The sequence below is a fragment of the Pseudomonas sp. LY-1 genome, from assembly GCF_053502595.1.
Map to the genome: position 1 here is coordinate 185,228 of NZ_CP094353.1, position 19,514 is coordinate 204,741.

23 protein-coding genes and 1 pseudogene are annotated in these 19,514 nt (G+C 62.2%); 22 read left to right on the forward strand and 2 right to left on the reverse strand.

Annotated elements, in window-relative coordinates; genetic code table 11:
- Positions 1–5: 5 nt before the first annotated feature.
- From MOQ67_RS00840 to MOQ67_RS00945, 22 genes and pseudogenes are all read left to right on the forward strand, one after another.
- Positions 6–395, forward strand: a complete 390-nt coding sequence (locus MOQ67_RS00840; RefSeq protein WP_021263994.1) for a hypothetical protein — start codon at positions 6–8, stop codon at positions 393–395.
- On the forward strand, positions 392–1,012 hold the full coding sequence (locus MOQ67_RS00845) for an RNA polymerase sigma factor (RefSeq protein ID WP_046127927.1): 621 nt from the start codon (positions 392–394) through the stop codon (positions 1,010–1,012). The genes MOQ67_RS00840 and MOQ67_RS00845 overlap by 4 nt, the downstream gene beginning before the upstream one ends.
- Positions 1,009–1,458 carry a hypothetical protein gene (locus MOQ67_RS00850; RefSeq protein WP_021263992.1) on the forward strand — a complete coding sequence of 150 codons (450 nt, stop codon included), beginning with the start codon at positions 1,009–1,011 and terminating at the stop codon, positions 1,456–1,458. Before MOQ67_RS00845 ends, MOQ67_RS00850 begins: the two co-directional genes overlap by 4 nt.
- Positions 1,455–1,853, forward strand: coding sequence for a periplasmic heavy metal sensor (locus MOQ67_RS00855; RefSeq protein ID WP_021263991.1), 399 nt, complete (start codon positions 1,455–1,457; stop codon positions 1,851–1,853). The genes MOQ67_RS00850 and MOQ67_RS00855 overlap by 4 nt, the downstream gene beginning before the upstream one ends.
- A 110-nt stretch (positions 1,854–1,963) precedes the next feature.
- Positions 1,964–2,944 (forward strand): GlxA family transcriptional regulator, encoded by a 981-nt coding sequence (locus tag MOQ67_RS00860; RefSeq protein WP_021263990.1) that lies wholly within the window; start codon positions 1,964–1,966, stop codon positions 2,942–2,944.
- 219 nt (positions 2,945–3,163) lie between these two features.
- Entirely contained in the window at positions 3,164–3,637 is a 474-nt protein-coding gene (locus MOQ67_RS00865) for a cupin domain-containing protein (RefSeq protein WP_021263989.1), read from the forward strand.
- 22 nt (positions 3,638–3,659) lie between these two features.
- A complete protein-coding gene (locus MOQ67_RS00870; protein WP_021263988.1) occupies positions 3,660–4,724 on the forward strand; it encodes a LysR family transcriptional regulator in 1,065 nt (354 codons plus the stop codon).
- Positions 4,725–4,900: 176 nt separating this feature from the next.
- A pseudogene (locus MOQ67_RS00875) lies at positions 4,901–5,209 on the forward strand (recombinase family protein); the annotation flags it as partial.
- An 83-nt stretch (positions 5,210–5,292) separates the two neighbouring features.
- Positions 5,293–6,585 (forward strand): RNA polymerase sigma factor, encoded by a 1,293-nt coding sequence (locus MOQ67_RS00880; RefSeq protein ID WP_079398510.1) that lies wholly within the window; start codon positions 5,293–5,295, stop codon positions 6,583–6,585.
- Positions 6,586–6,660: 75 nt separating this feature from the next.
- Positions 6,661–7,041 (forward strand): YciI family protein, encoded by a 381-nt coding sequence (locus MOQ67_RS00885; protein ID WP_021264030.1) that lies wholly within the window; start codon positions 6,661–6,663, stop codon positions 7,039–7,041.
- 54 nt (positions 7,042–7,095) lie between these two features.
- Positions 7,096–7,488 carry a YciI family protein gene (locus MOQ67_RS00890; RefSeq protein WP_021264031.1) on the forward strand — a complete coding sequence of 131 codons (393 nt, stop codon included), beginning with the start codon at positions 7,096–7,098 and terminating at the stop codon, positions 7,486–7,488.
- Between the two features lie 86 nt (positions 7,489–7,574).
- Positions 7,575–8,018 carry a YybH family protein gene (locus tag MOQ67_RS00895; protein WP_021264032.1) on the forward strand — a complete coding sequence of 148 codons (444 nt, stop codon included), beginning with the start codon at positions 7,575–7,577 and terminating at the stop codon, positions 8,016–8,018.
- Between the two features lie 25 nt (positions 8,019–8,043).
- Complete coding sequence (locus tag MOQ67_RS00900; RefSeq protein ID WP_021264033.1) at positions 8,044–8,202, forward strand: hypothetical protein; 159 nt, start codon at positions 8,044–8,046, stop codon at positions 8,200–8,202.
- On the forward strand, positions 8,199–8,654 hold the full coding sequence (locus tag MOQ67_RS00905; protein WP_047472104.1) for a VOC family protein: 456 nt from the start codon (positions 8,199–8,201) through the stop codon (positions 8,652–8,654). The genes MOQ67_RS00900 and MOQ67_RS00905 overlap by 4 nt, the downstream gene beginning before the upstream one ends.
- 74 nt (positions 8,655–8,728) lie before the next feature.
- Positions 8,729–9,163 carry a VOC family protein gene (locus MOQ67_RS00910; protein ID WP_021263845.1) on the forward strand — a complete coding sequence of 145 codons (435 nt, stop codon included), beginning with the start codon at positions 8,729–8,731 and terminating at the stop codon, positions 9,161–9,163.
- A 43-nt stretch (positions 9,164–9,206) separates the two neighbouring features.
- Complete coding sequence (locus tag MOQ67_RS00915; protein WP_021263844.1) at positions 9,207–9,683, forward strand: VOC family protein; 477 nt, start codon at positions 9,207–9,209, stop codon at positions 9,681–9,683.
- A 67-nt stretch (positions 9,684–9,750) separates the two neighbouring features.
- On the forward strand, positions 9,751–10,137 hold the full coding sequence (locus MOQ67_RS00920) for a VOC family protein (RefSeq protein ID WP_021263843.1): 387 nt from the start codon (positions 9,751–9,753) through the stop codon (positions 10,135–10,137).
- 58 nt (positions 10,138–10,195) lie between these two features.
- A complete protein-coding gene (locus MOQ67_RS00925; protein ID WP_021263842.1) occupies positions 10,196–11,599 on the forward strand; it encodes an MATE family efflux transporter in 1,404 nt (467 codons plus the stop codon).
- Between the two features lie 62 nt (positions 11,600–11,661).
- Positions 11,662–12,105 (forward strand): class I SAM-dependent methyltransferase, encoded by a 444-nt coding sequence (locus MOQ67_RS00930; protein WP_021263841.1) that lies wholly within the window; start codon positions 11,662–11,664, stop codon positions 12,103–12,105.
- Positions 12,106–12,558: 453 nt separating this feature from the next.
- A complete protein-coding gene (locus MOQ67_RS00935; RefSeq protein ID WP_021263840.1) occupies positions 12,559–13,134 on the forward strand; it encodes a recombinase family protein in 576 nt (191 codons plus the stop codon).
- A 4-nt stretch (positions 13,135–13,138) separates the two neighbouring features.
- Entirely contained in the window at positions 13,139–14,776 is a 1,638-nt protein-coding gene (locus tag MOQ67_RS00940; RefSeq protein WP_202820957.1) for a DDE-type integrase/transposase/recombinase, read from the forward strand.
- On the forward strand, positions 14,766–15,737 hold the full coding sequence (locus MOQ67_RS00945; protein ID WP_017781032.1) for an ExeA family protein: 972 nt from the start codon (positions 14,766–14,768) through the stop codon (positions 15,735–15,737). The genes MOQ67_RS00940 and MOQ67_RS00945 overlap by 11 nt, the downstream gene beginning before the upstream one ends.
- A 658-nt stretch (positions 15,738–16,395) precedes the next feature.
- Here MOQ67_RS00945 and MOQ67_RS00950 read toward each other — a convergent pair.
- Positions 16,396–18,018 (reverse strand): Tn7-like element transposition protein TnsE, encoded by a 1,623-nt coding sequence (locus MOQ67_RS00950; protein ID WP_017781030.1) that lies wholly within the window; start codon positions 18,016–18,018, stop codon positions 16,396–16,398.
- Positions 18,011–19,513, reverse strand: coding sequence for a TnsD family Tn7-like transposition protein (locus tag MOQ67_RS00955; protein ID WP_017781029.1), 1,503 nt, complete (start codon positions 19,511–19,513; stop codon positions 18,011–18,013). Before MOQ67_RS00955 ends, MOQ67_RS00950 begins: the two co-directional genes overlap by 8 nt.
- Position 19,514: the final 1 nt, after the last annotated feature.

Here is a 19,514-nt window from a genome sequence, read left to right on the forward strand (position 1 = left end):
TCAAGATGTTTATTTCCTGGAAGAGAACCTTCGCCGCGCTTGGTGTTGCCATGTTGCTTGGCGCGGCCCCGGCCATGTCGGCTGAATGGACGCGCGATACGCGGAATGGCGGCCAGATCACCCGTAGCGTGACGAGAGACGGCAACATCTATTCCGGCCAGACGACACGTGTCGGGCCGAATGGTGCGACCTACACGTCAAATTCGACCTGCCGCAACGGGTTCGTCGACCGGTGCCGGCGCAGCTATTCTGCAACCGGCCCGAACGGGCGGACCTACTCCGGGAACACCGTGACGGCGCGAGCCCCCATGGCGTGCGGTCCATCGGTGTTCACACCGGCCCGCGCGGAAATGTCGGCATCGGCTTTCGCCGCCACTGGAGGTAAGCCCGCGTGAGCCAAGCGCGTGCCCCGGAAATCGCAAGACTGCCGGAGCGCCTCGACGACGAGGTGCTGCTCGCCCGCGTGGCTGCGGGCGAGCAGCTTGCCCTTCGGCAGCTGATAGACAGGCACGGACGCGGTCTACGCCTCTTCGCCGGGCGCTATCTTGGTGGTTCCGATGAAGCCGAGGATGTCGTGCAGGACGTCTTCATTGCGGTCTGGAAGAACGCGAAGCGCTTCGATCGTTCGAAAGGACGCGCGACGACGTGGATCTATCGGATCGCTGCAAATCGATGCATCGACGTGAGGCGCTGGCGCAAATTCCGCATGTTCATCGGCTTCGAAGAGGCGCACGAAGGATTTCCTTCGGAAGACCCCGATGTCGACTCGTGGATGGGCGCTCGGCAGGAGTTGGCCATCGTTCGCGCCGGCCTCGAAAAACTGCCGGAACGACAGCGAATGGCGCTGCTCCTTCGAGCAGTCGCCGACCTCGACGTTCCCGCGATTGCCGAAGTGATGGATGCAAGCGCCGGATCAGTAGAGCAACTGCTTGTCCGAGCGAGGCGAACGTTACGCGCCCAGCTTTCGGAGGTCGGGAAGGCTGAACCACAAAATGGAAGGAAAACAAGATGAACAGGGGCGAATTTGAAGGTTTGAAAGTTCGATTTGGAGCCGATGTCGCATCATGGCCGGCACCGTTTCGCCGCGAGGCGTTGCTGTTTCTAGCGACTGATCGACGCGATACGATCAGCGAGGAAGAGCAACTCGACCGTCTCGTGCTTGAAGCAACGATCGAGCCGACTGACGAGCGTGCGCTTGCGCGCAATGTGTTGGCCAAAATCGCGCTGCCGAAGCGCCGACCCTTCAGCCTGCCGATCGGTCTCGGATCGTGGTCGATGCCGGCGACAGCCGCGAGCATGGCACTTGTTCTTACAGTGTCAGCGGTCGGTGGCTACGTGGCCGCCGGTGTGGAAACGCAGATATCGGACAATGCTCTCTTGGCGTTTGCTGTCGGTGTTCCGCCTTCTGAGCTTGCGGAGACCATTACTGTCACACGAAGCAACGGAGGCCGCCTGTGAAACGATTTTCATGGCTGCGAGCGCTTCTGTTCGCCGTCTTCGCAGCATCGCTGGTCGGAAACTTCTTCTCGCTCGGGTACGTAGTGAAAAGCCAGCGTGACGCACCGGCGATGTCTATCCTCGCCGAGAGTGCGTTCTCAGCTTACCCTGACGAGGTCCGCTCCGAATTCCGACGATTGCTCCGCGAGAACAGACCGCGGACTGTCGCGGCGCTCGGCAAGCTGAGAGAGGCGCGTCGCGAATTGGCCTCGGTCGCCGGTTCGTCCCCGCTCAACGAGGCGGATGTGACGAAGGCGATGACCGACGTGCGCAACGCGACAGATGCGCTCCAGCGCCTGATGCAGGACCTGCTTTTGGAGGCACTTCGCTCGACGGAACGCACAAGGTCGTCCTGATTGATTTGGAGTTGGACGCGCATCCGAGGGCGATATCTTCGTCCGGAAGGAGGCAGGTTTCCCTATCGAACCGAGGAATACTTCAGTCGTTTTCTGCATGATGGGTATAGGTGGGCGCGCTCCAGATGGTTCGAAAAATATTGCTGATCGCATACAACGGCGTTACCGCGCTTGACCTAGTTGGGCCGATGCAGGTCTTCTCAACTGCATCAGGTTATTCGAAGGCAACGACCGGCGTAGCGCTTTACGATCTCGCGGTGGCGTCCGTGGATGGCGGGGCCGTAGCAACGTCGACCGGCCTGCATATCCTCGCTCGGCCCTTCCGCGAAATCGGCCTCGAGCAGATCGACACAATCATCGTCCCGGGCGGCAGGCCGAATGACAACAGCGTCTTCGACACTAGGCTAGTCGCATGGCTGGCTGAGAATGGTCCACGCTCCCGCCGCGTATGCTCCGTGTGCGTCGGGGCGTTCCTCCTTGCAGAAGCGGGCTTGCTTGCTGGTCGCTTTGCCACGACGCACTGGGATTTCATAGAAACGCTAAAGCGCAAATGCGACGGCGCGACCATTCTTGATGGCCCAATCTTCGTACACGACGGCAACATCTGGAGTTCGGCCGGTGTGAGCGCAGGCATCGATCTTGCGCTGCATCTTGTCGAAGATGACCACGGCCGGAAGCTTGCAATGGATGTCGCGAAGATGTTGGTGGTATACTTTCGCCGCCCGGGAAATCAGCATCAATTCAGCACCAGCCTGTCGCTTCAGGCTTCGACGGACACCGATTTCTCCGATCTCCTCACCTGGGCCGCGGGCCATCTAAAGGAGAATCTCTCCGTTGAGGTACTGGCGAGCCGCTCTGGCATGAGTGTGCGTTCCTTTACCCGCAAGTTCCGTGTGGCCGTCGGATTAACCCCGGCTGCCGCAATCGAGAAGATGCGTTTTGAAGAGGCCAAACGTCTCCTGTCCGAGGGGGATCTACCCCTGAAGCGAGTTGCGAGCGTATGCGGTTTTAGAGATGAGCAAACGCTGCGTCGAGCCTTCCAGCGAATCGCGGACGTGTCACCCAGCGAGTATCGCCAGCGGTTCAGCTGATCGTAGGTCTGGCCGAAGTTGACGGTTGTTTGTCCAAGCGATGCGTCTAGCGGCGACTATCCTCATGAGGGCGAGGCTGCCCGAGACGCATCAGGGACAGGTCCGCTGGGTCTGATCGTCGCGCTAGCTGGCTACGTTCAGTGTCAGCCGCGTCACGACAGAGCAATCAGTTTTGGCTCGGCTATCGGCAAACGTAGCTGCAGCCCTGGAGGAGTTTGAATGCCGGTAATAAAATCAGACGAGATGCTCCGCGAGGAAGGGCCGCCCGACAATCCATGCGGTCCCAACGTAGTGTATTGGATCAGCGAGGTCGGTGGTTTGACGCAATTCGGTGCGTTTATCGAAGAATTACCGCCCGGTTCTCGTTCCTCGATCAAGCACTGGCACAGCGCCGAGGACGAGTTCATCTATGTGCTCGAAGGCTCGGTCACCCTGGTCGAGGGTGACGCTGAGGCCGTTCTTGCACCTGGCGACGCGGCGACATTTCGAGCCGGCGACGCTGTGGGTCACTACCTTGAGAACCGGAGTGCGTCGACGACACGATGCCTTGTTGTTGGCACAAGAGCCCCCGTCGACATAATCACTTACCCCGACTACGGCGTTGTCTGCCATCGGGACCGATCCCTTCCGGACGACATCTGGACCGACAGCAAAGGGAATCCGGCCCGAGCGCCTTATCAGTTCAGCGAGTAGGTGCTGACGCGGAGGTGGTCCGATGAGTCTGCACGAGAATATCGCGAGCACTCCAACACCGTTGCACGCGATTGAGGTCGCTAGAATTGGCAATGACCGACAGAACATAAGGGCGGAGCATTGCCGGGTAGACAGTCCACCGGCCGACGAAGCTATTGTCACCCTGACCCCGTGCTTCGGTTTGCGCCATATTCGCTATTTCGTCGTGGCCGCGGAGGTTGGAAGTTTCAGGAAGGCGGCGGCGGCTCTCTCGGTCCGCGAGTCAGCCGTGAGTCGCCGTATCCGCGATCTCGAAGATCAGATCGGCGCATCGCTTTTTCACCGCCACAGCTCCGGGGTTACGCTCACTTTTGCCGGCGAGCGATTTCTGCAGCGTGCTCGGAAGGGGCTCAAGGCCATTCATGACGGAACGCGCGACGTCGCGAAGATCGGTAGAGGCGAAGAAGGAACACTCCGCGTCGGAATCTTTTCGTCGCTTGCCTCGGGCTTCCTTTGGACCCTTTTCCGAACGTTTGGGGATCGCCATCCAGGCGTTAGAATTGATTTTGTCGAGGGCGAACCGCATTCCCACATAGGGGCCGTGCGCCAACTCCGGGTTGATGTAGCTTTTCTCACCGGAACGTCGCTTTGGGATGGCTGCGACACCGCACACTTATGGTCCGAGCGTGTTTTCGCCGTCCTGCCTGTCTCCCACCCACTGACATCCAAATCCGAAATCGACTGGCGCGACCTTGCTACATCCACATTCATCGTGAGCGACGTCGCGCCCGGACAAGAGATTCACGACTATTTGGTACAGCGCCTAGCCGACCTCGGCCGCCACCCCGAGGTTCAAGAACAGCGCGTAAGTCGGGACAATTTGCTATCACTCGTAGCGCTTGGCCGCGGCTTGACTGTAACAAGCGAGGCGATGACCGCGTCCCATTTTCCGGGAATCGTGTTTCGGCCGATCACGGCCGAGATCCTTCCATTCTCCGCCATCTGGTCGCCGCGCAACGACAATCCGGCCCTTCGCCGGCTCCTCAGCTTAGCCCGATCGATGGCGACCGATCTGAATCAGAGCCACCCTTCTGGTGAAAGCAACTGAGCGTCAGAGCGTGGTCGGATGTGATGAAATATGCGCGAGGATGATCTTATGGTAAGCGGGTAGGCCACCCCACGTAGCGGATTTTCGGTTTGAGGCTCATTTTCCTCGTGAATCACGAGGAGAGTCATATGAGCGACAAGGTGAGTCAGGTCCGAACGTTCGAGGTTTTGACGGCGACTGCGACTGCCGCTGGCAAACTGGTGTTCGGTATCTTTGCTGCGCTGGCCGAGTTCGAGCGGGCGTTGATTTCCGAGCGAACGGTTGCCGGGCTCGTATCGGCGCGCGCTCGCGGTAGGCAAGGGGGGCGCCCGTTCAAGATGACTGCCGCCAAGCTGCGTCTGGCGATGGCCAGCATGGGGCAACCGGAAACCAAGGTGGGCGATCTTTGCCAGGAACTCGGCATCACGCGGCAGACCTTGTATAGGCACGTTTCACCCAAAGGAGAGTTGCGCCCGGATGGGGCGAAGTTGCTGTCGCGAACATGATCTTTGCCAGAGAACGAATGGCTGTTGAAAGTACGCCGTGAGGAACAGGCTCGAAGCCGCACCGTTACTCCCAGGAAGCGCAAATGGACGACCGTAAGGTTTCATCGGACGAATCGCACCAGCCCTTGCCGGAAACGTCTCCCGGAGCGGCAGGGACAGTGCGCGAGCAATTGGAGGTGATCTACCGGACCGAGTCGCGCCGGCTGTTCGCGACGCTGATTCGCCTGCTCGGCGACTTCGATCTCGCGGAGGAGGCGCTGCACGATGCCTTTCGTGTCGCGCTCGAGCAGTGGCCGCGAGAGGGTGTGCCGGCCAATCCGCGCGCCTGGCTGGTGTCGACCGGCCGCTTCAAGGCGATCGACGGCCTGCGACGGCGGGCACGGTTCGATTTCGTTGACGACCTCGATGACCGGCCCGACCTGGCGAGCAAAGAGACCGACGACGACAGCGTCGAGGATGACCGCCTGCGGCTGGTCTTCACCTGCTGCCATCCGGTGCTGTCGCCCGAGGCGCAGGTGGCGCTGACGCTGCGCGAGGTATGCGGCCTCACCACCGAGGAGATCGCACGTGCCTTCCTCGTCGCACCGCCCGCGCTCGCGCAGCGCATCGTGCGCGCCAAGGGCAAGATCCGCGATGCGCGCGTGCCCTATGAAGTGCCGCAGCCGGCCGCGCTGCCGGCCCGGCTCGACAGCGTACTGCGCGTGATCTATCTGGTGTTCAACGAGGGCTACTCGGCCTCGGCCGGCGAGTCGCTGACGCGCGCCGACTTGTCGGCCGAGGCGATCCGGCTTGGCCGTCTGCTCGCCCAACTGCTCCCCGAACCGGAGTCCGTCGGGCTGCTTGCGCTGATGCTGTTGCAGGAGTCGCGCCGCGATACGCGCACGACCGCGGAGGGCGATCTGGTGCTCCTCGACGAGCAGGACCGTTCGCGGTGGAACCGGACGCTGATCGCCGAAGGCACGGCCCTGGTCGAGCACGCGCTGGTCTCGGGCCGCGCCGGCCCCTACGCGCTACAGGCGGCCATCGCGGCCGTCCATGCCGAGGCGCCCACCGCCGCCGCCACCGACTGGGCGCAGATCGTCGCCCTCTATGACCTGCTGCTGCGGCTCGAGCCGTCGCCGGTGGTGGAATTGAACCGCGCCGTTGCGGTGGCGATGCACCACGATCCCGCGGCGGGGCTGGCCGCGCTCGACGCGATCCTCGGCCGCGGCGAGCTGGCCGACTACCACCTCGCGCACGCCGCCCGCGCCGACCTGTGCCGACGCCTGGGGAGAACCGAGGAGGCGCGGGCGGCCTACCGATGCGCGCTGGCGTTGGTCCGGCAGGCGCCCGAGCGTCGCTTCCTCGAGCGGCGGCTCGCCGAGTTGTCCGGGTGATGTCGATCTCGCGAACTGCCATTCGACCAAGGGTACGGAAGCCGCAACCGAACACCATCGCGAAGGAGCAACGCAATGAAATACCTGTGCCTCGTCTACCTCGATGAACAACGCCTCGACGAGCTACCCGACGAAGACTGTGTCGCCTACGACACGGCGATCCGGTCAAGCGGCCACTGTCTCGCCTCGGAAGCGCTCCAATCGGTCCATACCGCCACCACGGTGCGCGTGCGTGGGGGCAAGGTGTCGGTCACCGATGGTCCCTTCGCCGAGACCAAGGAGCAGCTTGCCGGCTTCTACATGATCGAAGCGAAGGACCTCGACAAGGCGATCCGACTCGCGGCGGGAATCCCGCCAGCGCGTGTCGGCAGCATCGAAGTACGGCCGATCCGGCCGATCCGCGAAACCGTCGCCAGAGCTGACGTGCTGCGGCACGCGAACCCTGAAGACTGCTGAACGTCGTAGGGGTCGAATTTGGTTCCCATCAACCATTCACCAGGAGAACGAGCCATGAAATACCTGTGCCTGATCTGTGCCGAGAAGGTGATGGAGCAGATGCCGCGTGCCGATGCGGACAAGCACTTCGAGGAGTACCGCGAGTTCACCGACGCCATCCGGCAGAGCGGCCATTACCTCGGCTGCAACCGGCTGCTGCCGCCCGATGCCGCCAGCACCGTCCGGGTGCGCAACGGCCGGGTGTCGGTCACAGACGGGCCGTGGACCGAGACCAAGGACCAGCTCGGCGGCTACTACCTGATCGAGGCCCGGGATTTGAACGAGGCGATCCAGGTGGCGTCCCGCATCCCGGGAGCAAAGCTCGGCTGCGTCGAGGTGAGGCCGGTCGCGGAGGATGCGCAGACGCTACAGGCGCTCGGTTTCGCCGCGCCGGAAGCCACCCGCTGAACCGGAGGATCGAATGTCGATCTGGCTGCCCGCCGATCGACTAACCGGTACGCAGGACCGTTTCACCCACACGAAGGAGACCCGTCATGGACACCGCATCCACCCTCGCACGCACTGAAACAGAGCTTCGCAGCCAATTGGAAGACTGGGCGCACGCGGTTCGCGCCAAGGACATCGATCGCATCTTCGCCCACTACGCGCCGGACATCGTCGCCTTCGATGCGATCGCGCAACTGCAGTTCAAGGGCGCCGACGCCTACCGCAAGCATTGGGAAACCTGCATGACGATGTGCACCGGTCCGATGATCTTCGAACTCCATGAGCTGCAGATCACCGCCGGCGACGAACTCGCCTTCGCCCACGGCCTCAACCGCTGCGGCGGTACCGGACCGGACGGCAAGGAGATGTCCGGCTGGATGCGCATGACGGCCTGTTTCCGCAAGCAGCACGGCAAGTGGCAGGTCGTGCACGAACACTTCTCCGCCCCGTTCGACCCGCAGAGTTACAAGGCGCTGTGGCTCGAACCTTGAAGCATTCCAGCCCGAGGAGAACACCATGACCGACATCACCTCGACGACCCCGCCAGGAGCGCAGGTCCGCGACCTGATTCGCGCTTGGAAGAGAGCGCTCCAGACCGGCGACATGGCCAGCATTCTCGACTGTCACGCGGATGACGAGCTCATTCACGAAGCGACGAGAGGCCCATGGTCATGAGCGCGCAGCGCCCGACGCTAGTGCCTGCCCTCTGCTATCGAGATCCGAAGGCGGCTTTGAAATGGCTCGAAGCCGCGTTCGGATTCGAAACCGCCATGGTGATCACGAACGCCGAGGGCAGTCTCGAGCATTCGGAGATGCGCTTCGGCGACGGCATCATCATGGTCGGCACCGAATGGACGGCCGACCACACGAGCCCAGCCTCGATCGCCGGCAAGAATACGCAGACCGTTCACGTTCACCTGACCGAGGACATCGACAAGCACTGCGCGCGAGCGAAGGCGGCGGGCGCCGTCATCGTACAGCCCCCCCAGACCCAGTTCTATGGCGACCGGACCTATCGCGCACGCGATCCCGAAGGGCACATCTGGACGTTCGCGCAGACGGTGAAGGTGGTGACGCGCGAAGAGGCCGAGAAGGCCTCCGGTCTCAAGATCGAAGGCTGGGTGTGAGCCGTCGATTTGGCCACCCGCCGAACGACCAGCAGGTACCCGCAAACGTTTCACCCACCCGAAGGAGTACTGCCATGAGCGACGCACCCCACCCCGCCGACCCCGCCGTGATGAACGGCGTGATTCCCTACATGACCATGGCTGGCCGTGCCGCCGAAGCCTGCGACTTCTACGCCCGCGCCTTCGGCGCGAAGGAGCTGGGCCGCATGCCCTTCCCCGACGGCACACCGGGACTGATCCACGCCCAAGTCGAGATCAATCGCGGCGCGCTGATGATGACCGATCACGCCGGATGCGCCGACGGTAGCAACGCGGCGGCGCAGCGCGGCGAGTTCGGCCACCTGCAACTCGTGGTCGCCGACGGCCACGCCTGGTGGGATCGGGCGGTCGCCGCCGGCTGCAAGGTGCTCGCTCCTTACGAGCGCCAGTTCTGGGGCGACGACTGGGGGCTGCTGGAAGACCCGTTCGGCCTCAAGTGGGCGATCCTGCAACCCGGCGTGCAGGCGTAAGCGGCTGTCCCGCACACACGGCTTCGACACGAAAGGAGAGACCATGCACAAGAACACGATCTGCCTCTGGTTCGACAAGGACGCCGAGGAGGCCGCCCGCTTCTACGCCGCGACCTTCCCCGACAGCCGGGTGACGGCCGTCCATCGCGCGCCCGCCGATTACCCGTCCGGCAAGGCCGGCGACGTACTGACCGTGCAGTTCACCGTCGCGGGCATCCCGTGCCTCGGCCTCAACGGCGGCCCGGCGTACCCGCAGACCGCGGCCTTTTCGTTCCAGATCGCGACCGACGACCAGGAAGAGACCGACCGCTACTGGAACGCCATCGTCGGCAATGGCGGCGCAGAGAATGCCTGCGGCTGGTGCCAGGACCGGTGGGGCCTTTCCTGGCAGATCACGCCGCGCGTGCTGACCGAGGCGATAGCCGCGGGGGGCGAGGAGGCCAGGCGTGCCTTCGAAGCCATGATGACGATGCACAAGATCGACGTCGCGGCCATCGAGGCGGCCGTGGCGGGGCGCTGAGCGCGCTGCCCTTGACCCACCCTGTTTCGGTCGGAACCCACATGCCTCAACCCCCAAGGAGCATCCCATGAAACCCAATCCCGTCGTCTGGTTTGAGATCTACGTGCAGGACATGCCGCGCGCGCGCAAGTTCTACGAAACGGTGTTCCAGTGCCAGCTGGCTGAGCTGAAGTCGCCCGAGGGCGAAGCCCAGGACATGCAGATGCTGTCCTTTCCGATGGACATGCCCGGCCCGGGCGCAGGCGGCATGTTGGCCAAGATGGACGGGGTGCCCTCTGGCGGCGGTGGCACGCTGGTGTACTTTGGCTGCGAGGATTGCGCCGTCGAACAAGCGCGTGTCGAAATAGCCGGTGGCAAGGTGTTCAAGCCCAAGTTCTCGATCGGCGAGTACGGCCACTGCGCGCTGGTGACGGACACCGAGGGCAACTGCATCGGCCTGTATTCGATGGCCTGAATCCGTCGACCAGCCGCCGCCCCCCCCAAACTAGAACCCCCCTACAGGAGATCCCAGCATGTCCACCGGCACTGCCTCCACCGGCCTGTGGGCCGACGTTCGCGCCGCGCTGCGCGGCACGAACGCCGATTACACGCGCATTCCCCTGAAGCGCGCGGTGTTCCTGCTGGCCGTGCCGATGATGCTGGAGCTGGTGCTCGAATCGACCTTCGCGGTGGTCGACATCTTCTTCGTGGCCAAGCTCGGGCCGTCGGCGGTGGCCACCGTCGGGCTGACCGAAACCTATCTGTTCCTGCTGTATTCGATCGCGATCGGGTTGGCGATGGCGGTCACCGCGATCGTCGCCCGCCGCATCGGCGAGCATCGCGGCGAGGAGGCTGCGCTGTCCGCGGTGCAGGCCATCTTGGTGGCGGTGCTGGTCTCGCTGCCCTTCGCGCTGGCCGGAATCGTGTGGGCGCAGGAGCTGCTGCGGCTGATGGGGGCGGACGCCTGGGCCATCGAGCACGGCTATCGCTATACCCAGTGGATGCTCGGCGGCAATGTGGTGATCCTGCTGCTGTTCGTCATCAACGCCATCTTTCGCGGAGCGGGCGACGCAGCCGCGGCGATGCGCGTGCTATGGGTCGCCAATGCGCTCAACATCGTGCTCGATCCGATCCTGATCTTCGGCCTCGGGCCGATCCCGGCGCTCGGCATCGAGGGCGCGGCGATCGCGACCAACATCGGGCGCGGCGCCGGCGTGCTGATGCAGGTGTGGATCCTGGTGCGCGGCAGCGAACACCTGCGCATCCGCCGCGCCAGCCTGCGCTGGCATGGTGCGACGCTGCTGCAGATCGTGCGCACCTCGTTCGGCGGGATCGGCCAGATGATCGTGTCGATGACCGCCTGGATCTTCCTGATGCGCATCCTCGCCAGCGTCTCGACCGAGGCCGTGGCGGGGGCGACGATCACGATCCGCATCATGATGTTCACCCTGATGCCCGCCTGGGGCATGTCCAACGCCGCCGCCACGCTGGTCGGGCAGAACCTCGGCGCGGGTCAGCCCGCACGTGCCGAGGCGGCCGTGTGGCGCATCGGCTGGATGAACATGGCGTTCACCCTGGCGGTGTCGGTGGCCTTCTTCTTCCTGCATGACCAGCTCATCGCCCTGTTCACCGACGACGCGCAGGTGATCGCCATCGGCGGCGAGTGGCTCGCCATCCTCGCGTATTCCTATTTCGTGTACGGCTGGTGGATGGTGTCGGTGCAGGCCTTCAACGGCGCTGGCGATACGATGACGCCAACCTGGATCAACCTGGTGTTCTTCTGGCTGATCCAGATCCCGCTCGCCTGGGCGCTGGCCCTGCCGCTGGGTTGGGCGCACTCGGGGGTGTTCTGGGGCGTGTTCGTCTCCGAGGCCGCAGTCGGCTTATTTACGCTGTGGCTGTTCAGCCGCGGGCGCTGGAAGGCCGCACGGGTTTGATGGCGGCTATACGTGCTCGCATCCCTCGACTGGCGGTGACCGTCACTGAAGGAGCTCACACCATGGCCCGGCTTTCTCCCCGCCTGCAACAAATGCTCGACGCGCTGCCGCTGCGGCCCGGGCTGCGCGTGCTCGAAGTCGGCTGCGGTCCGGGTGCGCTCGCGCGGGCGATCGCCGCGCGCGTGGCACCGGGACAGGTGCTCGGCATCGACCGCTCTGCGCACGCCATCGAGCAGGCGATGGCCTCGTCCGGCGAAGCGATCGCAGCGGGGCATCTGTCCTTTCGTCAGGTCGCCGCAGAGGACTTCGTCCTGGGGCCTGGAGAAGCGCCCTTCGATCTGATCGTTGCGGTGCGCGTCGGCGCGTTCGACGGCCGACACCCGGATGCCGGCGCGCGCGCATGGCCGCGGATGGCGGCTGCGCTCGCGCCCGGGGGACGCCTCGCCATCGATGGGGTAGAGCAAATGATGGTCGCACCAGCCGACATGCATCGTGCGGGGGCCTGAGTACATTCCCAGATTTCGCGCCCGCTCGTGCATCCGACTCCTAACAACTCCCCGTCAGGTGTCCATTGCGCACGTGCCCATCGATGATGCAGATCGGCGCGCCGAGAAGTGATCGGGCATTCGACAGACGACGGCGTGCTGTCCAATGACAAGATCTCGCTCATCAACAAATCTGCGAACGGTGGCAAGAACGCTCACTGTTCAGCCTTCGCGTTAGGGGGCGTCGGGTCAGGGTCGGTAGCCATCATCTGCAAAGGAGCGTCCAGCGCATCACCGCCCCATCCGGGCGATCATATCGGGCCTAGTGAAGTCCACTCTTGACATACCGTGCGGTCGACTCCTGAAAACGACAGCAATTCCCACGCAAACTCGCATCGCGGGCATCCAACTACCGTCTCCATCTTTCAGCATCCGACTACACTGGACTATCGCTGAATAGTTGGATGGACGGCCATGTTGATTGGATATGCCCGCGTCTCGACCGACGACCAACTCCTCGATCTGCAACGCGATGCGCTGGCAACGGCCGGCTGCGAGCGCGTGTTCGAGGATACCGCCAGCGGTGCCAAGGCCGAGCGAGTCGGGCTGACTGCCTTGTTGGCCACGCTGCGCCGGGGCGACACCGTGGTGATCTGGCGCTTGGATCGCCTCGGCCGCTCACTGAAGGACCTGATCCGGCTGGTTGAGCAGTTGGACGCCGCCGGCGTCGGCCTGCGCAGCTTGCAGGAGAGCATCGACACCGCCTCGATTGGTGGCCGCCTGGTGTTTCACCTGTTCGGCGCCCTGGCCGAGTTCGAGCGCAACCTGATCCGCGAGCGCACTCAGGCCGGCTTGTCCGCCGCGCGGGCGCGAGGCCGCAAGGGCGGGCGCAAGAAACGGCTCGATCCGGCCAAGCAGGAGCTTGCCCTACGCCTCTACCACGAGCGGCAACATACCGTGGCGGAAATCTGCCGAATGATGGGCATCGGCCGCTCGACGCTCTACAACTACCTGACCGAGGCCGAGCGGGATGCCCAGCGGGCGGCGTAAAACCATTCCGACCGATTCGCTGATGCAGTTGCGGCAGCGGCTCGACCGCCTGCCGAAGAAAAGCCCCGAACGGACCGCCCAGGTAGCCGCGATAGCCGAACTGTACGGCGTGTCACCGAGCACCGTGTACCGGGCGCTGAACCTTCTCCATAAACCCCACGCGGCCCACCGCGCCGATCACGGTAGGCCGCGCGTGTTGCCGCAGGCCGAGTTGGAGCGCTACTGCGAGCTGATCGCGGCGCTGAAGCTGCGCACCACCAACAAGCAAGGCCGACACCTGTCCACCCGCCGCGCCATTGAGCTGCTGGAGGACTACGGGGTGGAAACCGAGCGGGGCTTGGTCAAGGCGCCAAAGGGGATACTGACCCGCAGCACAGCGAACGAATACCTCAGCCGCTGGCATCTGGATCAGTCACGACTGTTGCGGCAACCGCCCGCCACGCGTTTTCAGGCGGCACACAGCAACGACTGTTGGCAATTCGACCTGTCGCCCTCCGACCTCAAACACATCGACAAGCCGGACTGGATCGACCCGGCCAGGGGCGAGCCGACGTTGATGCTGTTCAGCGTAGTGGACGACCGCAGCGGAGTGGCCTACCAGGAATACCACTGTGTGTATGGCGAAGATGCCGAGTCGGCTCTGCGCTTCCTGTTCAACGCCATGGCACCGAAGGCCGACCCGACCTTTCCCTTCCAAGGCCGCCCCAAAATGATCTACCTGGACAACGGCCCGGTGGCCAAGCGCCGGGTCTTCCAGAACGTCATGGCGGCGCTGAGTATCGAATGGCAGACGCACATTCCGGCCGGCAAGGATGGCACCCGCACCACGGCCCGCTCGAAAGGCAAGGTGGAGCGACCATTCCGCACGGTGAAGGAGGCTCACGAGACGCTGTATCACTTCCATAAGCCGGAAACCGAGGCCCAAGCCAACGAGTGGCTGCTGAGTTACCTGGTGTGCACCTACAACACCCAGGAGCATCGTGCCGAACCGCATTCGCGGATCGAGGACTGGTTGGCCAACCTGCCAGCCGAGGGCCTGCGCGAGATGTGCACCTGGGAGCAGTTCTGCCGCTTCGCCCGCGAACCCGAGCGGCGCAAGGTCGGTGTCGATGCCCGTGTCACCATCGACGGCACGGCTTACGAGGTGGAGCCCGACATGGCCGGCGAAACCGTGGTGTTGCTCTGGGGCTTGTTCGATGACGAACTCTATGCCGAATTCGAGGGGGAGCGCTTCGGACCTTACTACCCCGTCTCCGGGCCAATCCCTGTGCATCGTTACCGCGCCTTCAAACGCGGCAAGGCGGATGAGCGTGCTGATCGCATCCGCGCGCTGGCCGACCAACTTGGCCTGCCCATCGCCGCATTGGCCGGCGACGACGTGCGGCTGGCACCTCCCGCCACGCCGATGGCACTGCTGCGCCAACCCTTCGATGCCGAGGCGCACGAATACCGGTTTCCCAGCGCCATCGCCGCCAAGCTCGCCATTGCCGATGACTTGGCGCAGCCGTTGGCTAAGCTCTCCGCCGACGATCAATCCTTCATCCACCAGGTGCTGAGCGAAACCCTGACACGCCGCATTGTATTGGAGCGTGTGCGGGGCTACTTCCGCCACAAGAAAGCAGGAGAAGAACATGCGGGCTGAAGTGATGCAGCACTACGGATTGGCGGTGCCACTGAACCAGGCAGGCTACTTTGAAACCGGCCACCATCAGCAGTTGATCAAGGACATCAAGGGGGCGATCTTCGAAGGGCGGCTGATTGCCCTGTGCGGCGTCATCGGCAGCGGCAAGACCGTGATGTTGCGCCGACTGCAACAGGCGATGGACGAGGAAAAGAAGATCACGGTCTCCAAGTCGCTGGCCATCGAGAAGCACAGCATCAAGCTGGCCACCTTCATCGCCGCGCTGTTCTACGACCTCTCCACCGAAAAGCAGGTGCGCATCCCCACCCAGGGCGAAAAGCGTGAGCGCGATCTGCGCGAGCTGGTGAGGAAGAACAAGCGCCCGGTTGCGCTGTTCGTCGATGAGGCCCACGACCTCAACGGCCATACCCTGACCGGTCTGAAACGCTTGATGGAACTGGTCGAGGACGGCAACGGCCGGTTGTCGATCGTGTTGGCCGGACACCCCAAGCTGCGTAACGACCTGCGGCGGCCGACGATGGAGGAAATCGGCTACCGCACCGACATCTTCTCGCTCGACGGCATCACCGGCAGTCAGCGCGAATACATTCACTGGCTACTGGACGCCTGCACCGAGGGTAAGCTCGAACCCGAGTCGATCCTGACCGAAGACGCCATTGACCTGCTGGCCACCAAGCTGCGCACGCCACTGCAAATTCAACTGCACCTCAGCCTGGCCCTGGAGGCCGGCTACCTGACCGGCGAGAAGCCTGTGTCGGCGGAACTCGTGCACTCGGTGCTGTCGCGACAGCTGGATGACCTGGAGCCGACCCTCACGCGCCACGGCTACCGCCTCAAGGACCTAGTGGAACAGTTCGACGCCAAGCCTACCGAGATCAAGGCGTTATTCAGCAACACGCTCGACCCGGCTCGGGCCGTCGAATTACGCGACAAGATGCTGGCAGCGGGTTTGCCGATCTGAGTCCCGACATTTGCAGCTAATGCTGGCTGGCGACAATGGAATGCAGGTCCGCACGGATCAATGCAGGTTCATTCGCAGCTAATGCTGGTTTGCTGGACCGGACAGTCGCAGTTAATTCCGGTCGAAAATCGCGTCGATTGCAGGTCGGGGTGTTTTCGTTTGCAGGTCGTTACAGCTAGTCGTAAATCTGCTGGTCAACGTTATTCATGAGCTGGGCAGGCATAGCGATGGAGACTTCGCCATCCGCATCCAGGGGCGTCAGTACCAGAAAGATGACAACCGCTCACCTTGGCAGTGCTGGCACGACTGGCGGACATCTCAGGAGCGCGATGAAGCTATCCGTCAGGCTTTGGAGTACTGCGGCTTCGAAGGCGAGGTGCTCAGCCTCCCATCTTTGCCGCACTACCGTCAGCTGCAACTGCAGTTGCGCTCCGGAAGGCAGCTGACCGTCCAGCTCGATCAGGGACTTTCATATTGGGAGGCCGAGCGTAGCGAGAAGTCCTACCTGCTCAGGTTCGACTTCGCAGCGCGTCAGTTAGGAGAGGAAATCATGGAGCGCATCCAGTGCAAGGTTGTAGCTACCGGTGATGAATGCACCCAGATTTTCATTTACGTGACCTAATAGCCCCCGCATCGCAAGGCCGGGTCCACCGGCCTTTTACTCCCGACTAAGACAGGCTTCTATACGCTGCTTCCATTCGAACACCTTGGCATGATTGACACCGAATGAGCTTTCTTTCGGGTGATGTACAGAGCGCAAAGGCTCACAGAACTTCGCCATAGTGTGCGGCCAGCGCAACGAACCTTTCACTGTCTGCCTCAAGATCCTGTCGATGCATTTCTCGGCCTCAACACCTGCTTTGAAGCCCATGATCCGTGTTGACATGGTCTTGCGGTTGTCTGAGGTGTCTATTTCTAGAAGGTAGCGCTGATTGCCGTTTGGCAGTTTGAATTTTGCCAGCAAATAACAGCGTGGTTTTTCGTGATCGAGCATGTGATAGCTGCAGCGCGGAACGGGTGGCAATGGTCTCACCTCCAGTGATACCAGCGTAATTCGAGGCTCCTGAGCGATCTGTTCAATGACCTCACGGAGCAACGAGAAGCGATTTGCAAACCGCTCATGCTCCTCCCTATCACCCTCGCCCAATTGCTGGAATTCCCCTGGCGCTATGCTGCCACCGCTCACAGGATCAGCCACGCCTAAGAGTTGGCCTTCTTTGCTCGGGCATTGCTCATCGTCGATCTTCTTGCCATGACCGCTGGCACGCTCCCCGTTGTAGGCAATCCTGGTGCTCAACTGAGCATCAAAAGTAATTCCCTCAACGGGTAGATGAATCAGCCTTGGTTCCTTGGCAGCAGTCGGCTCTTCGATAGCATCTACTTCCACCTCTTCAGCTCCCGATGGCACGGATACACAGCCAGTACCCTCTCCCCTCACTGGTTGCTTCAGGGCAGGATGGTGGAAAAAAATATCGCCTCGATGGCTGAAGCTGAGGCCTTGAAGCGCTTCGATTTCCCAGACCAGCAACTCGTTGCTTTTCGGATCAAAAGGGCCTCGCATATTCATGGTGGTACCCGCTAGGGAAATGGGTGCCATGAAGTCGAACTTCCACCTGGCATATGCCGACTCTTGCGATGTGCGCTCTTGCTCTTGGTTGAGGCTTTGCCAGATTGACTCGAAGGATCGCTTCACATCCTGATTCAGTAGCAGCCAACTGAAGTGGTCCCTATATCCCTTAATTTTGAGAAGCTGACTTGGCGCGCCCGTCTTCGTAGGCGTATGGATATGAACAGCATCGCCCTCTTTGTAGATTGTGAAAGCCATGTCTAGACCATTCGGCTCGAAGGCTGCACGGACTATGAAAGCTGCGTGGAAGAACAGTTTGCGTGCCAGCTCGAATTTCGGTAACCAGACGGTCAGACCGTCAACCTCGAACACAAAGCATCGCTGTCCAGATATCTCAGGATTTGCAGCCAGCCTTCTGGCGAGCCTTGGACAGTCACCCAATTGCCTTTCCCGCCAGCTATCTATTGGAGGCAGCACCACCGCCTTCTTGAAACCACTGGACCGGTAAGGGGCCCCTTCTTCGCCAGGAAACTCGCGACCAACCGCAAGGACACAGGACATTTCCAGTGGAAACCGCTTCAATTGCGACTGGCCATTACCCTCGAAGAGTGCCGCCAGTCGCCACTGCGCCCCAGGAGTAGGGGCTCTGAACAAGTTTCCAATAGCCAACAGCCTAGATCCGGTCTGGATCTGACGGAATAAGGTCCTATTCAATCCATCTTCCTATCAATCGAATGAACGCAGTGGTCAGCGGTGCCATACTGCTTTTTTCCAGCCCACAACGCTTTTCCAACTCCCAGCGCCTGGATGATATGCCGACCCGAATATCCTCCTGCATCGCTGCAGTCAGGCGGCGAATCTGAAACTCGCCGACGGACTCGGCATAGCGATTCAGGAAGGTGCGGCACAGAGGCATTTGATCGAGATGGTGCTCAATTGATGCCCGATGGGGTAGCTGCTGCAGGAACCAGTTGCGGCTCCTGCGTGGCAAGGTCAGGTCATCTTCGCTGTCTTTGCCAAGCCGGATCAGCAGACGTACTAGCTTCCTGTCGCGCGCTCGCCAATCGATGTGGCTGTTGTTGCCCTGTCGACGCTGCCTGGCTTGGTTCGCAGCCATCAGCCAGTGCCGATCATGACGATAGAGCCAGGCATAACACGCATCCCCGCCATTTTGTCGAGCTGCCTTGGCTCCACCGTGATTATCCAGTGCTTGCAGCCAAAGGGTACGGTACATCTGTGTTTGGCCTGCCCTTGCCGGAAGTTGCCTGGCAAACTGATCGGGAGAAACGTCGGCCTGGCGTGTCTTCGCCTCGCCGATCAGCTCGCCAGCATGCTGGCCGGGGCGCAGGCTAGTCCAGACGATCAGATGCTGCAGCGCACTGAATCCCTTGCGATGCTTCCTGAACATCGCCAGCAGCCAGGGCGGAGGCTCTTCGTGGGAAAGCAGACCATTCGTAGTAAGCCAATTCCTGCAGTGAGATTCCAGGATCTTTTCCCATATGACTTCAGCCCTAACTTGCCGGCCACGCCTGGCACCGCACTCTGTGGCCAGGTACCTGTACAGGTTGGTCCAGCGACCGTAGCCAGGCGATTGCGCCTCTTCAAGCGCCAGCAGTTGCGTGGCAGTCTTGGCGAGCCTGATAGCTTCTTCGCTCGCCGGGCTCGTGCGAGAGTCACAGGGCAGAAACAATGGCGAGGCCGGATGAAATTCATGCCGCTGCGCTCGACGGAACGGGATAGGTGAGTTCAGGAGCTGACAGCCATGCTCGGGACAGGCATCTACCCCTTTAATCTGCCAGCTTCGCCGCCAATAAGTCTCACCGAAACGGGCAGCCATTTCCTCAAAACAGACAGGGCAGTAACGCAGCCAGTCGGGCCACTTGACCAAAGCCGCCGAAGACCCAGCCAGACCGATGGTCGACCGGTCGGAAGCAAGCATGGCCTGGAACAGATCGTTACGCCGCTTCGCTGGAATGAAGGGGGCATAGAGCGGAAACAGCGTGTGATGCATGATCACGTTCGCCGTATCCAGCCCAGTGTTGTTCGCCAGAGCGGCCAAGTGCGTGGGCAGGTCGGTGATGGCGGCGACCTTGCTGTCACCGAACGCCATATGAAGCAGAGTTTTGTGATTGCTGATCCCCAGATGGACCCGGCAGCGAGCAATGCCGCTGTAGAGCAGCTCGTCCGGATAGAGCCTGGGAAAGTACACG